This is a genomic window from Halanaerobium sp. MA284_MarDTE_T2 (assembly GCF_003337245.1).
In the GTDB taxonomy this organism is placed as follows: Bacteria; Bacillota; Halanaerobiia; order Halanaerobiales; family Halanaerobiaceae; genus QPJE01.
The window spans coordinates 18,238-33,790 of sequence record NZ_QPJE01000023.1 but is presented as its reverse complement, the minus strand read 5'-3'; the positions used below and the strand labels follow the sequence as shown (position 1 = coordinate 33,790).

The following is a 15,553-nucleotide window of genomic DNA, read 5'->3' as shown; positions in this document are numbered from 1 at the left end:
GAGACGGGGCAACGACTGACGGAAAGCTGTATACGGGAGAACCGTACGTGCAGTTTGACGAGGGGTCCCAGCTGAAAGGCTGGTCCTACTCTATTAAATTATAAAACTTTATTTAGAGCTGAAATAGGAGAAATAAACTTTATGAATTTATCCAAAAACATAATTAAAAATGCAGCTTACATAATAACTGTTACAGCCCTGCTTGTTTTTGTAAATGGCAGTGTTTCGGCAGAAGAAGATTATACAATAAAAGGGGATGAAATAATTTTTTCACAGCAGAAAGCAGAGATGATTGTTAGTGGGAATGCAGTTTTTTCCTCTGAGGAATTTTCAATACTATCAGAGCGTCTGAAAGTTGATTCTGAGAAGAAATTGATTATTTCACCGGTGAAAGTTGTGCTTATCTCAGGTAGTCAGAAAGTTACAGGAGAGAGTATGGAGTACAATTATGAAGAAGAAAAAGGTACAATCTATGGAGCAGAAAGCAGCCTGGGAGAGCTTAATTTTGGCAGCAAAAAGTTAAATATAACTGCTGTATCACCCCTGGAGCTCAATATGACAGATGGAGAATTTACACCGTGTATTAGAGAAAAACCTCACTACCATTTTAAAGCAAAAGAAATAAGGGTACATCCTGATAAAACAATTACTCTTCACCATATAGTCACATATATAGGTAAAGTTCCTGCCTTTTATCTACCCTATTATGCAGCAGAATATAATTATTCTGAAGACGGAGAAGGGGAATTTAAAGATGCGATGCCTATACCTCAGATCGGTTATGAATCAGGGAAGGGCATGACAGTAGAGTTTTCCTATCCATATCAGACAAGCGAAAAAAACAGTGGTAATATTTATTACTGGCAGGCAGGTGATGATGAAGACACCCGCGAATTTATAAATAAATATCAGATAACTGATAATCTAAGCTGGCAAAATAGGTACAAATATCTTTACATATATGACAGTGATGATGAGGAAGTTGATGAACATGATGAGGAATTTTTTAGCACCTTAAATTACAGAAAAAACAGTTTATCTATATCTGGTGGTATAGGAGAGGATCTGCTGGCAGATGAGCGCCGCTACCTATTAACATATAGTCAGACATATCTGCCCGGACTGCGGGGACGTATGCGTCAGGAATATAATGAAGATGGACTGGTTAAGGAGTTATATGTGCTTAATTCCTCTATGCACAAAATTAGATGGAACTTAAAATATGTTGATGGGGAAGATTACAACTATTATCCATTTCTGGACTTGTATTTTCCTACTTTGGTTAAAGGTATTACTACATCAGTTGGATTTGGTGAGGTAGAAAATGGTGGTGTTCGGCTCAATAAACAGGTTGGCAGAATAAATATGAACTACAGCTATAAGCTGATTGGAAATTTAAGATATCATTTGCGACATAATTACAGATTTCACAATTATGAAGGTGATTATGAGAACTACCACATCTTTAATCTTTATACAGGTTTTACCCACAGCAGAAAATTTAAAAACAGGATGAGGTTAAATACAAGGTTGTTTTTTGATAAAATGGAAGTAAGCGGTACTTCTCCACTGCCTGATGACAGGGAAGATGAAGAAACTTTTATTCGGCCGGGTATGACGCTTAATATTCCATCAGATCTGCCTCAGTCTTCGTGGCAGTTGAGTGCTGATGCAGCATATAAAATAGAGACCGAAAAATGGGATGAAATCACAGCAAAGATAACAAAAGTGGAAGATTGTTTTAAGTTTTTTGTCGGCTATGAGTTTATAGATGGTAATTACTTATTTGGAATAGAGATATAAAATTGTAAATATTTTGCAGGAAATTATTACCTTTTACTAGAAGTATGTAAAAAAAGGGTGATTTTCTGTGAAAAAGAACTTTTTAATCTATTGTTTTAGTCTGGCTGTAGTAGCTGTTATTTTCGTATATCCTTCACATGTGTCGGCCGGAGGTTATAAACCAGAAATAAGCGGCAGTTTTGAATCAGGAGACAGGCTATATACAGATCCGGGAAATTCTGACTGGGATTATCCCCGGGATGAGAATTTTGTGGATTATCTCCGCTATAATAAGCAGTGGCTTAAATATAAGCAGAAGCTGGCTCCTTATGAATATTATTATCTAAAGTTTGAGCGCTATGAACGAGAATATGATATAAAATCAGCATATGATAATATTTCCTATAAAATAGAGGGAAATTATACTTTTTATTTAAAAGAAGGACTGAGGAACAGAATAAAAATTATGCTGAGAGATAAAGACTATACTAAATCAGAGATTAAATCATATCATATCGCCAGAATCAATTACAGCTGGCAGTTTTCTCTCAATGAAAAACACGATTATGAAATATTTTTGCAAAAGCAGTGGACAAAATATTATAATGATAAGGATAAGGACTATAATAAAGACAGGGTTGGAATCAGCTGGGGCTGGAAGATTAATTCCGATTTAGATATTGATACTAAATTTCAGGTGGAAAGACAGCTCCATAACAGTCGATCTGATAGTACAGATAAATTTGCTAAAAAGATATCCATAAAATTTAAATATAAATTATAGTTGAAGTTTGATTTACGTATTTATTAAGTTTACAGCAGCAGGAAGGAGTTTTATATTTGCCGAGAAAAAATTTTAGACCGCGCAGAAATATAAATATACATCCCTCTGCAGTTGTTTCTCCAGAAGCAGAGCTTGCAGCTGGTGTAGAAATAGGGCCATATACAGTTATTGGTGCAGATGTAAAGATTGGCAGTAATGTGTCTATCGGTGCAAGTGTACATATAGATGGCTGGACCAGGATAGGTGCGGATAACAGAATTTATAATGGCTGTTCTATTGGTCTTCCTCCACAGCATTTGGATTATGATGGAGAAAAAACCCATGTATTTATAGGAGATGGAAATTGTTTTAGAGAGTTTGTTACAGTACATAGAGGAACAGTTGATGGAGGAGGAGAGACCAGAATCGGAAATGGAAACTACTTTAAGTCATATTCACATATAGCACATGACTGTATTTTGAGCAATAACATTACTCTCGGAAACTGTACCAATCTTTCTGGACATGTAGTGATAGAAAATGATGCTACGCTGGAATCTATTGTTGGTGTACACCAATTTGTCCATATAGGAGAGCTGGCCCGGGTCAATACACATTCCAAAGTTGTAAAAGATATACCTCCATATATAGAAGCAAGTGGACATCCAGCTCAGGTAGTTGGAGTAAATTTCAGTGACCTGCGCAAAAAGAAGGTTGATGAAAGCTTAAAACAAGAGATTGTAAAGGCGTATAAAATACTCTATGATTCAGGACTGAGTACAGAAAAAGCTTTAATTAAGATGGACCAGGTGCTGAAAACCAGTGAAGAAATAGAGCATTTTATTAGATTTATAAGAAGCAGCACCAGAGGTATATGCAGGTAAATAAGGAGGAGAACAATGAAGGACAGGATAAAAGTTGGAGTTATCGGTGTAGGGAGTATGGGAATAAACCATGTTAGAGCATATGCATCTTTAAAACATGTATGTAATCTGATTGGAATTTATGATATAGACAGCAAAAGAGCAGATGATACGGCTCAGAGCTATGGGGTTAAATCCTTTTCCAGTCTGGAAGACCTGCTTGCAGAAGTAGATGCAGTAAATATTGCTACTCCAACATCGACCCACTACAATATAGCGGTGGAAGCAGTAAAAAGAGGTATACATATACTTATAGAAAAGCCGATAACAAGTGAAGTAGACCAGGCAGAAGAGATACTTTCTATGGCGAAAGATAAGAATTTAACAGTACAGGTGGGCCATATTGAAAGATTTAATCCTGCTATTCAGGCTCTGCCGGGAATTTTGGAAGATGAAGATATAATTGCACTTGATGTGCAGCGGATGGGGCCATATGATCCGCGTATAGATGATACAGACGTAATTCAGGATCTGATGATTCACGATATCGATGTGGTTAACTCCTTAATAGAAGGAGATATAAAAGATGTGCAGGGATTTGGCAGGGTAGTTAAATCAGATAAGCTGATAGATTATGCTGTGGCAAATATACTTATGTCAGATGGAGTTATTGCAACCCTGACAGCAAGCAGAGCCACCCACAAAAAAGTAAGAAAGCTGAGCATAACCACCATGAAGTCCTATGTAGAGCTGGATTATATGCAGAGAAAGGTAATTGTAACCAGAAGAGGTGGACTTGTTCATGATAACAACTATCAGCAGGAAAATGAACTTGAAGAGATATTTTCTGATGAAGAAGAACCCCTCAAAGCACAGCTGAATCATTTTATCTGTGCCGTAAAAAACGAGACACGCCCACTTATAAATGGTTCAGATGGGCTTGAGGCTTTGCGGCTGACAAAAAAAATACAGAATCAGATTTACAGGAAGGACTAGATATATATGATACCGATTGCAAAACCGGTAATTACAGGAGCAGAAAAAAGCAGAGTTCTGGAGGTTATGGACAGCGGAATGCTGGCTTCAGGCAGGTATGTGAAAGATTTCTCACAAAGATTTGCAGAATTTATCGGCAGCAGATATGGTACAGCAACTTCAAGTGGTACAGCAGCACTGCACACTGCTCTGCTGGCTGCGGGAATAAAAGAAGGAGATAAGGTTGCAACAACTCCTTTTACCTTTATTGCAAGCAGTAATTCTATTCTTTATACAGGAGCAGAACCGGTATTTGTGGATATAAACCCAGCAACATATAATATTGATGCAGATAAGCTGGAGCTCAAACTCCAATCTGATCCAGAAATTTCAGCAGTTTTAATCGTGCATCTCTACGGACTCAGCTGTGATATGGACCGCATTATGGAGCTGGTAGAAAAATACAATCTTATTTTAATAGAAGACTGTGCACAGTCACATGGTGCAGAATATAAAGGGAAACGAGTGGGTACTTTTGGTGATGCCTCCATCTTCAGTTTTTATCCAACTAAAAATATGACAACAGGTGAAGGTGGTATAGTTCTCACTGATAGTGAAAAAATTTATAATAAAGCAGCCAGTATTATTAATCACGGACAGAAAGAAAAGTATTATCATGATCGGCTGGGGTATAATTTTAGAATGACCAATATTGCGGCAGCGGTTGGATTGGCTCAGCTGGAGAAGCTGCCGGAATTTAATATAAGCCGTATAGAAAATGCCGCCCTTTTTGATCAGGAATTTTCCGAACTTGACTGGATTAAAACACCAACAGTTCCGGAAAAAAGAAAACATGTTTACCATCAGTATACTGTTAGAGTTAAGGATAGAGATAGATTTGCTGATTATTTAACAGAAAAAGGAATTGGTTATGGAATTCATTATCCATTAACTGTAAACAAACAGCCTTATTATAAAAAACTGGGCTGTGCTGAACTTAAATTTGCAGAGGCAGAAAAGGCTGCAGAAGAGGTAATCTCTCTCCCGGTACATCCAGCATTAAGTGATGCTGAATTAGAACAAATTGTAGAGGCAGTGAAAAATTATAGAAGTTGAGAGAAGTTCAGCACTAAGGTAAATTAAAATCTAAACTAAATTTAAACAGATAAAGATGAGGAAAAGCCAGCAGCTTTATAATAATTTTTTTTTGTGGTATAATAATTTCTATAGTCTGCGCTGATCGATTAGAGAAATTTTAGATCAGATTATCAACAAAGGAGTTGATCAATTTTGAATTATATGTCCAGATATCGTGACTGGCTGGTAAGCGATTATTTTGATGAAAATACAAAAAAAGAACTTGAAGCTATCAAAGATAATGAAGAGGAAATAGAAGATCGTTTTTATAAAAATCTGGATTTTGGAACCGGTGGTATGAGGGGAAAAATGGGAGCTGGCACCAATAGAATTAATAAATATACAGTAAGAAAGGCTACACAGGGATTAGCTAATTATATAATAAATTACAGTGATAACGGTAGAGAAAGAGGTGTTGTAATCGCCTATGATTCACGCCGCAATTCAGCTGAATTTTCTCTTGAAGCTGCACTTGTTCTGGCGGGAAATGGAATAAAAACATATCTTTTTAAAGATCTCAGACCTACTCCGGAGCTTTCCTTTGCAGTGAGAGAACTTAACGCTGTGGGAGGAATTGTAATTACTGCAAGTCATAATCCTCCCGAATATAACGGCTATAAGGTTTACTGGGAAGATGGAGGTCAGGTAGTACCGAATAGAGCAAGAGATATTATTGCAGAAATAGAAGAAATCGATGATTTTTCTCTTGTAAAAAGGATAGAATCAGAGGAAGCAGAATCTCAGAAGCTTTTGAATTATATAGGTAATAATATCGATCAGCGCTTTGAAGAAGAGATTTTAAAGTCTCTTCCGGATAAAGAACTTGCAGAAGAACATGGAAAAGATCTAAAAATAGTCTTTACACCACTGCATGGAACAGGTAATATACCAGTGTGCAGCCTACTTAAGAGGTTGGGCTTCAGCAATTTAAGTGTTGTTGAAAAGCAGGCAGAAGCAGATCCTGAATTCTCTACAGTGGAAAGCCCCAATCCTGAAGACTTTTCAGCATTTGAGATGGCTGTTAATCTGGCAAAAAAAGAAGAGGCTGATTTGATTATTGCAACAGACCCGGACTGTGATAGGATGGCTCCTGCTGTTAAAGATGCAGATGGGAGCTATAAAGCTCTAAATGGAAACGAAACAGGTGTTCTTTTTGCGGATTATCTGCTTAAAAGAATGAAAGAAAAGGGAGAACTGCCTGATAATGGAGTTATTATTAAAACAATTGTTTCTACAGAGATGGTAAGAGAGATTGCAGCAGATTATAATGTGGAAGTTATGGATGTGCTGACAGGGTTTAAATTTATTGGCGAAAAGATAACAGAATTTGAAGAAAGTGGAGAAAAAGAATTTATACTTGGATTTGAAGAAAGTTTGGGTTATTTAATAGGGAAACACGCCAGAGATAAGGATGCTGTTATTGCAGCTGCCCTTGTTGCTCTAGCAGCTTTACACTATAAAGAAAAAGGATTGAGCCTGTTGGATAGGCTAAAGGAACTGAGGGAAAAATATGGATATTTTAAAGAAGACCTTCAATCAATACGCCTGGAAGGAAAAGAGGGACAGGAAAAAATAGAAAAAACTATTGCAGCTTTCCGCGAAAAGAGCCCGGAAAATCTGGGCGGCAGAGGTGTTTTGGTTAGCAGAGACTACAAACAGAGTAAAACAGTTTATCATAAAGATGGAAAAGTAGAAACAATAGAACTGCCCAAATCCAATGTGCTTCAGTACCTACTGGAGGGTGATGCAAAAATAACAATTCGTCCTTCTGGAACTGAACCTAAATTGAAGCTTTATTTTGCGGTAAGGGAGAAAAATGCCAGTAAAGCAGAAAAAGCACTGGAAGAACTAAGCAATAAAGTTATGGATGAGATAAATAAAATAATTCAAAGCTTTTAATTGTCTCTGAAATATAATATTTTTGCAGGGGAGCAGTAAATTACTGTTCCCTTCTTTAACAGGATTTTATTTTAAAAGGGGGTCAAAATTGAAGCTGAAAATTAACCTCTTAATATTTATAACAGCAGCTGTATTCCTGTTGTTAGTTCACCCAGCATTTGCAGCTGAAGATCTATCTGATATTACAGAAATTGTTTATGGAGATGAATCATATCTTGTAGAAAATTATCTTCAATTTCAGGAAAGGATATCCGGCAAAAATCGGCCTGTAGTTGGTCTTGCACTTTCCGGTGGTGGAGCCCGGGCGATAGTAAATTTTGGTATAGTAAAAGCGCTAAGAGAGAATGGAATACCGATAGACTTTTTGGTAGGTACAAGTATGGGAGCTATTGTAAGTGTTATCTATGGTGGTGGACTGCCTGTTGATCAGATGACTGATATTATAAGCAGCACTCCTTTTGTAGACCTGCTTAATATAGGTATATCTGGAGGAGGCTCACTGCTGGATACAGAAAAAGTTAATCTTTTTCTTGAGAGAATATCGCCCAATAAAAGGTTGGAGGATTTTCCGGTACCGGCAGCCCTTTTGAGTTTTAATCTGTCAGAAGGAAAAAAATATCTTGCAACAAGTGGTAGAATATCAGAAGAGATTCAGAGCTCTTATTCCATTCCATTTTATTTTCCTATACATTCAAAAGGAGAAGATTATTTTATTGATGCCGGCATATTGGAGGCCACACCGGCAAAAGCCGCCTCCCTGCTGGGAGCAGATATAGTTATTGCTACAACATCATTTGATAATTTTGATCTGGAAGATTATGGTTCAGCTTCCCGTTCAGCCGGCAGGTTTCTCAACATAATACAGAAGAAGCATTCTACACAGATAATAAATAGATATGCAGATATTGTAATTGAATGTGATGTCGGAGACTATTCTTTTATGGACTTTAATATGGCAGAAAAATTTATACAGATTGGTTATGAAACAGCAGTTGATATGATGCCGGAGATTAAAGCAGAGCTGGCAAAAAAAGGGGTAACAACTGTTGATTATATACCACGGAAACATTATAATATTTCAGGTTCACTGCGTGATCTGGAATACGATAGATTTGTAACCCAGGGGAAAGATCTGGAGTTTTTGCTTTATTATGGACGTGATCACTCTATATTTAAGCAGGAAATGTTGCGCTCACCGCTGAATGATTTTCAGACAGGACTTGAATTTAAAAATAAAAATTTATCTTTAGGCGTTTTAGAAAAGGATGGATTTGACAGCGGCTATGAAGCTTTTTTTCGCTTTGCTAAAATGACAGAACAGCTTGATTTTTTCTTCAGCTACAGCAATGATTATGATTCTGATACGGAAGATGATTATGAGGGAGAAATAAAATATTTTGGGGAAAGATTTAACTTTGGTTTTGGGGAAGGCCGCCGCATGGATGAGGAATATTACCTGTTTGGAGCTGATTTTAGAGAAGAAGGGAAAAAAATTGAATGGCAGACAGAAAATGATATAATATTTTTGAAAGATGAATCAGAAAGTGAAATACTTTCTTCTCACTATATAAATTATGATTTCAGCAGAGCCTGGGGAATTGAAACCAGGCTGGTTTACAACAGCAGCGATATTTTACCTTCTCCTGTAATTTATAGAGGGCGGGATCTGGATGATTTTGAGGCGGAATTTCAATCAGCAGTAAATTTTAATTATAATTACCGTTTAAGTGAACCATTTGAACTGCTGCAGGTATTTCAAATGACAAATATAGGTGCTTATCTTATTGCAGATTATTATAAAGATGGTGAAGGTGATACTGCCTCAGCTGCCGGAATAGGTGTTAATTCAAAACTTTATCTGCTGGGACTTAAGCCGATAGAGCTGGATATTTATACAGCCTATGATTTTGACAGAGAAGATGAAAGGTTTGGAGTGGAATTAGGTTACAAATTTTAATTTGATTGTTAAAATGTTTGTTGTGGAATAAACTTAAATAATTATATGTTGAACATTAATAGAACAAATTAAATAGATAAAACAAATAAAAAAATTTAGGAGTGTGATATAATGAAAGTCACAAAAGCAGTAATTCCAGCTGCAGGTTGGGGAACCAGATTTTTACCTGCCACTAAAGCACAGCCAAAAGAAATGCTGCCCATAGTTGACAAACCGACAATACAGTATATTGTTGAAGAAGCAGTAGAGGCAGGTATAGAAGATATCCTTTTAATTACAGCCCGCAACAAGCAGTCGATAGAAGATCATTTTGATAAATGTGCTGAGCTTGAGATGGCTTTAGAAAAACAGGATAAAGATGAAATGCTGACAACAGTCAGAAAAATTTCCAGCATGATCAGGGTACATACAGTGCGCCAGAAAGAGGCAAAAGGCCTCGGACATGCCATCTATTGTGCTAAAACTTTTGTGGGAAATGATCCATTTGCAGTTCTGCTGGGAGATGATGTTATTTATTCCAAAATCCCAGCTATAAAGCAGTTGATAGAAATTTACGAAAAAACGGAGAGCCCTGTGCTTGGCTGTCAGACAGTTCCGCACAGAGATGTGTGTAAATATGGAATTGTTGATTTCAGCCAGAAAGATGGGGATCTCTATCTTGCTGAAGATCTGATAGAAAAACCTTCTGTTGAAGAAGCACCTTCAGAACTTGCCATTTTGGGCCGTTATATTATTACTCCGGATATTTTCCCGATTATAGAAAATACACCTCCCGGACGTGGAGGCGAAATTCAGCTGACAGATGCATTAAAAACTCTATTGTCCAGAAAGAAAATCTATGCCTATGATTTTGAAGGACAGAGGTATGATGTGGGTAATAAAATGGGTTTTCTAAAGGCGACAGTTGATTTTGCACTGAGGAGAAAAGAGTTTAAAGAAGAATTTGCTGATTATTTAAAAAAGGTAGTAGATAATTTTTAAGCATAAATAAGCAGGATATAGTTGGGCAAAACAGAATAAATATAAATAAATTAAAAAATTATTGAGTAGTAAAGTAGAGGGAGGGTTTATGTAATGAAAATAATGTCAGTATTAGATTTAAATGAGAAATATATAAAAAAGATTAAACAGGAGCTTCCGGATGCTGAGGTGGTTATTGCAGAAGAAAAAGATAAACAGCTGCAGGAGATTGTTGATACAGATATTATGGTTTGTGTAGGCAGTTTTTCCGAAAAAGAAGTTATAGAAAAGGCAGAAAAATTAAAGTGGATACAGAGCTGGTCTGCAGGTTTGGATGGACTTCTTTCTGACAGTATAAAGCCGCTTCTGCAGGAAAAAGATATTGTGCTGACAAATATGAGTGGTATACATGTGGATTCTTTAGGTGAACAGGTTGTAGGTTATCTAATAGCCTTCAGCCGCAGGTTTAAAGATTTTTTTAAACAGCAGCAGGAACATATATGGGATAAGCTGAAAGTTGATATTTTGAGAGATAAAAAGCTTCTTATAGTGGGAACAGGTGCTGTGGGAACTGCTATTGCTGTTAGAGCAGCTGCCTTTGGTATGGAGATAATCGGCATCAAGCGCGACCCGTCCATTGTTCCAGAAGGTTTTGATAAAGTATATTCAGCTGATAAACTGGAAAAAAGGCTGGTAGAAGCAGACTTTACTGTTGCAGCAGTTCCACTTACAGAAGAGACCAGAGATATGTTTAACCAGAGGCTTTTTGCACTTATGAAGGATTCGGCCTATTTTATAAATATTGCCAGAGGAGAAGTTGTGGTAGAAGAAGATTTGATTCAGGCACTTAAAGATGGAGTTATTGCCGGAGCGGCCCTTGATGTATACAGGGAAGAACCACTACCTGAAGACTCTCCCCTTTATGATAAAGAAAATCTAATTTTAACTCCACATGTAGGTGGGCTATTTCCAGATTACAATAAACGTGCCGTAGAAGTTTTTACTTCAAATATCGATAGATTTGTAAATGATAGAGAATTGATAAATATAATTAATTATCAGCTTGGTTATTAAAGATAAACCAGCTGGAAATATCTCCAATGGGGAGATTTTCTCCTATAATTGATTTGAGTTGATTTATATTGCGGGGCTGTTCAGCTATTATTCTGGCAGCCCTTTTGCTCCCTATACCTGGAACTGCTTCCAGCTCATATAGTTTGTAGTCATCTATTTTTTTTGGCCATTTTAGTGCTGTAATTGATCTGTAGCCGTGATCAACTACCTTAGCCCGTTCTATTTTATCTTCGGTGAGGTGGCCGGGTATACCAACCAGAATGGGGTAGCTTGCCAGCTGTCTGGCAAAAGTTAAATTGCCTTTCCTCTGATCTACATAAAGGTCTTTAATTTCAGTACCATAAGGGAAAACTCTCTGCAGCATTACTTTGTTTATCTCTTCGTTTACCTTTTTCTTGTAGTTTATAAACTTTCCCTGGCTGTATTTTACTTCAGGATAGCTGCCCAGCCTGAACACCTGCCTGATATTTATTCTGCGCAGCATTAATCCCATATCCAGTATTTTTTTGAGATAATTAAAATTATATGCAAATGTTTCTTTCCTTTCTCCGATCAGGCCGTGCAGAAAGTTAATTCCTGGAAGCAGTTTAGGAATTCCATCTTCCCGCCTACCTCCAATTTGATTGACTATTTTAATAGCTTTAATACTTTCCTCTACTGTTGTGTCTATATTATTTTTTTTCAGTACAAGTGGATCTGCAGATTCCACTCCAAATGCTGCTATATCACCGGCTGTATTGTACTTAGTTATTATTTCCAGTATTCTGGATGATATTTTTGGATAGTGTGCAATTGTAGCCGGATTAATATTATCCATGTGCAGTACTTTTAACTCAGGATCGGCTGATCTGATCCCCTGATAGAGATCAAGTATTTTTTCTGATGCTGGAATAAATTTTCCAGAAGAAGTTTCTGCTCCATAAAGAAGCAGATCTGTCTGACTTCCAAGTCGGAAATGATGGATACCATTTTCTGCCAGAGCTCTTATTTCTTCTGCGATACCGGCAGCATTTCTGCTGTATCTTATTTTTTTGAGTCGTTCACTGCAGAAGGTACAGTGACTGGTCCGGGGGCAGCCCCGAAAAGTTTCTATTTCTGCCATTAAATTTGGATAAAAAGGATGATTTCTGACAACTTCAGCCCCCAGCACAGACCATCTGTCTATCATTTCAGCAAAGTTTGCAGTTTTTATTTTAGTGTCTTTAAGGCGCTGATAAATATCAGCCGCTGTTATTTCAGCACTAATAATATCATAATTTTTTTCAAAACGTTCTGTCATGTTTTTTATCAGTGTGATAGGTCCTCCCAGTACTCTGGTTGGATAAAATACCTTTTTTGAGATTTCTTCTATTTCTGCAGCAGAAGCGGGTTTGCCTCCCATATAATGGCCCGGTACTGTTGTACCTGCGGTGACTATCAGAATATCGTAATTCTCCAGCTCTTCAAAATAATATTCTTTTTTATTTCTAAAATCATCTATTGTAATATAAGTCATTTTTTCTCTGTCCAGTCCGGCATCAATAAGAGCACCCCAGAGGTAGCGGACATGGGGAGAAATATATGGAGGAACTCCTAGACATGAAGGCTCATCCAGATAACCGTCTATAACTGCTGCTTTGATTTTGTAATTATCCATAAAATCACCTTTACTTTAAATTTGATTAATTTAATTAGATTAAAATATTTTGTATTGTTTATAATGCTTTATTTTTTTATATACTGTTTTCTGCTTAAATCCGGCTTAAATTTCCCTTTAATTTACTTAATTAATCGATTTGTACTGTCTATTTTATCATAAACTGCAGATTTATCGTAAAATAATTTAGGAAAAATTTTTTCTAATTTTTTAAATTAAGCTGCTAAATAGGATGAGGCAGGAATTTTGAAGTTTTTAAACCAAATAACAAAAATTTTTCAAAATTCAGGCAGGAAATAAGATATTAAGATAAAATATATTGATATAGAAGAAATTGTGCCTCATTTCTCAAAAATAGGAGATGAATGTTTTGAATAAAAGAAATTTTTCATTAAGATATGGTCTTATTATTATATTCCTGATTGCAGTTTTTATGCAGGATTTTTTGACTATACCGGCAGCTGCAGAGGAGTTTTTTTCACGTGGAATAAGAGATTTTATTGAGGCAGAAAGAAAAATATACATACCAGTTTTTAGTACATCTTCCAAAATTGAAATTGAAGTTTTAGAAGATAGTTTTCTAAAAGATTCATATACAGGAGAAAAAATATATCAGCTTGACAAAGAAAAGTTGTTTTTTGTAAGTAGAAGAAATATCTCACAGCAAAAACCTTACTGCTCTATACAGGTTTTTGCTTCTTCCGACAAAAACAAAGCAGAAAAAATGAAAAATAAACTTTATGAACAGGGATATAATGATGTTCATATAAATAATGAAGGAAACTTATATAAAATTATGGTCGGCAGATATTCCAGTAAGCAGTCTGCTGCTCCAGATGTGCAAAAACTTAAAAAAGATGGATGGCAGGTCTGGCTCAAACAGTTTTCGCAGTTGGATGTAAATAAAAATATGAGTGGAATACTAGATAATAGAGCTGCTTTATATACTGCCAGAGGAAATAGAATAAAAACCGATGAGCGGCTTAATATCTCCGGTATCTTCAATGTTAATGGCATTTCTCTAAAAGGAGATTTTCAGTTTAGAACTTTAAATTCAGGTGTGCTGATGTTATATGAACTGGATATAGAATACCTTACAGCTCATTTCCTGCAGCTTAATATGGCTAAAAATGCTCCTGGTGAGGCTCTCAAAGCACAGTCAATTATCTATAGAAGTTATGTTCTTCATATGATTGCTAGTCAGGGATCACTGCTGGAAAATATAAAAGAGTTTAGAGATGGTTCTATTGTGGAAGAATTTCTTTCTGCAGCTGAATCTACAAAAGGTATTATACTGACCAAAAACGGCAGCTTATATACTAATGAAGACTACGGGAGAAAAAGAAATGTTATGAGGCCCAAAGCAGGTATAGTACCACTTGCACAGGCAGATTTTTCTTATAAGGAGATAATAGAACACTATTATCCTGATGCTGAATTTAAGGATATCCGAAAGATAGTTGATACAGAGGTTAAGTTTACAGCAAATGTAACCTCAGGTTTAAAGTTCAGGGAGATCAGACAGATGACATGGTATGGCCCGCGTATTATAACTGCTGTTGAAATGAATCTTAAAAACCAGAATCTAAAAATAAAGCCGGTGCTGGCCCGTGGTGTAGTTGCAGGCAGGGAAGATCTGGCCGATATTGTGAAAGAAAAAGGTGCTCTTGCTGGAGTCAATGGAGGTTATTTTCATTATTCCGGACGTCCATTGGGACTGCTGTACCTGGATGGTGAGCTTATAAGTGAACCTATCAGCAGCAGAACCGCTGTTCTCTTCAATAAAGATGGAGAAGCATCTATTTCTCAGGTAGAGTGGGAGGGGAATGCTGTATTTGCTGACGGCCGAAAAATTAAACTCAGCGGGATCAACAGAGAACCAAAGGCTGAAGAAGCTGTAATTTATAATAATTACTATGATGACAGAGTTCCCCCTCTAAAAAAAGGAATGATCGATATAGTAATTAGAAAAGGTAAAATTATCGGTTTGGAAAAAGAGGAGGGAAGCAAAAATCTTATTCCACCAGATGGTTTTGTACTGAGAATTGATAAAAAATTTGTAGGACTTGATAGTATATTGTATAATATAATTGGTATTGATATAAAATTAAACCATAAATTTTCACCGGATTTTGAGGAGAACAATATTGTTCATGCACTTGCCGGTGGACCACGCCTTTTAAAAAATGGTGAAATAGATATTACCGGTTCTGAAGAAAAATTTCAGAATGATATTCTGCTGGGAAGAGCTCCCAGAACTGCACTCGGGGTAAATTCTAAAAATCAGCTTATGCTGGTGACTGTAGATGGCAGACAGCCAGATTTTAGTATTGGTATGACACTTGAGGAAATGGCAGATCTTTTGAAGTGGCTTGGTGCAGAAGATGCTGTGAACCTTGATGGAGGCGGTTCTGCCAGAATGGTAATCCGGGGATTTACTATGAATAACCCCAATGAGAAAAGATTAATAAGTAACGGGCTTCTGATAGATAAATATAGATAAATAA

11 protein-coding genes are annotated in these 15,553 nt (G+C 36.6%); 10 read left to right on the top strand and 1 reads right to left on the bottom strand.

Annotated features, from left to right (window positions below; all coding sequences use genetic code 11):
• Positions 1-141 precede the first annotated feature (141 nt).
• The 9 genes from DFR78_RS09470 to DFR78_RS09430 all read left to right on the top strand — a co-directional run bounded on the left by DFR78_RS09470 (position 142) and on the right by DFR78_RS09430 (position 11,410).
• Complete coding sequence (locus DFR78_RS09470) at positions 142-1,803, top strand: LPS export ABC transporter periplasmic protein LptC (protein WP_114458601.1); 1,662 nt, start codon at positions 142-144, stop codon at positions 1,801-1,803.
• 67 nt (positions 1,804-1,870) lie between these two features.
• Positions 1,871-2,566, top strand: a complete 696-nt coding sequence (locus DFR78_RS09465; protein WP_114458600.1) for a hypothetical protein — start codon at positions 1,871-1,873, stop codon at positions 2,564-2,566.
• A 56-nt stretch (positions 2,567-2,622) separates the two neighbouring features.
• Complete coding sequence (lpxA, locus tag DFR78_RS09460; RefSeq protein WP_114458599.1) at positions 2,623-3,429, top strand: acyl-ACP--UDP-N-acetylglucosamine O-acyltransferase; 807 nt, start codon at positions 2,623-2,625, stop codon at positions 3,427-3,429.
• A gap of 15 nt (positions 3,430-3,444) precedes the next feature.
• The gene (locus DFR78_RS09455; protein WP_114458598.1) at positions 3,445-4,404 is read left to right on the top strand and encodes a Gfo/Idh/MocA family protein; all 960 of its coding nucleotides are present in this window, start codon (positions 3,445-3,447) and stop codon (positions 4,402-4,404) included.
• A 6-nt stretch (positions 4,405-4,410) separates the two neighbouring features.
• Positions 4,411-5,499, top strand: a complete 1,089-nt coding sequence (locus DFR78_RS09450; protein ID WP_114458597.1) for a DegT/DnrJ/EryC1/StrS aminotransferase family protein — start codon at positions 4,411-4,413, stop codon at positions 5,497-5,499.
• Between the two features lie 174 nt (positions 5,500-5,673).
• Positions 5,674-7,419, top strand: coding sequence for a phospho-sugar mutase (locus tag DFR78_RS09445; protein WP_114458596.1), 1,746 nt, complete (start codon positions 5,674-5,676; stop codon positions 7,417-7,419).
• A gap of 88 nt (positions 7,420-7,507) precedes the next feature.
• Entirely contained in the window at positions 7,508-9,376 is a 1,869-nt protein-coding gene (locus tag DFR78_RS09440; RefSeq protein ID WP_158531754.1) for a patatin-like phospholipase family protein, read from the top strand.
• Between the two features lie 111 nt (positions 9,377-9,487).
• Complete coding sequence (gene galU, locus DFR78_RS09435) at positions 9,488-10,357, top strand: UTP--glucose-1-phosphate uridylyltransferase GalU (protein WP_114458594.1); 870 nt, start codon at positions 9,488-9,490, stop codon at positions 10,355-10,357.
• A 93-nt stretch (positions 10,358-10,450) separates the two neighbouring features.
• Positions 10,451-11,410: a D-2-hydroxyacid dehydrogenase gene (locus tag DFR78_RS09430; RefSeq protein ID WP_114458593.1), complete on the top strand. Its 960-nt coding sequence runs from the start codon at positions 10,451-10,453 to the stop codon at positions 11,408-11,410.
• Here the strand turns inward: DFR78_RS09430 and DFR78_RS09425 are convergent.
• Positions 11,388-13,046 carry a radical SAM protein gene (locus DFR78_RS09425; RefSeq protein ID WP_114458592.1) on the bottom strand — a complete coding sequence of 553 codons (1,659 nt, stop codon included), beginning with the start codon at positions 13,044-13,046 and terminating at the stop codon, positions 11,388-11,390. The genes DFR78_RS09430 and DFR78_RS09425 overlap by 23 nt on opposite strands.
• A gap of 370 nt (positions 13,047-13,416) precedes the next feature.
• Between DFR78_RS09425 and DFR78_RS09420 the strand changes: the two genes are divergently transcribed.
• Positions 13,417-15,549 carry a phosphodiester glycosidase family protein gene (locus DFR78_RS09420; RefSeq protein ID WP_158531753.1) on the top strand — a complete coding sequence of 711 codons (2,133 nt, stop codon included), beginning with the start codon at positions 13,417-13,419 and terminating at the stop codon, positions 15,547-15,549.
• Positions 15,550-15,553: the final 4 nt, after the last annotated feature.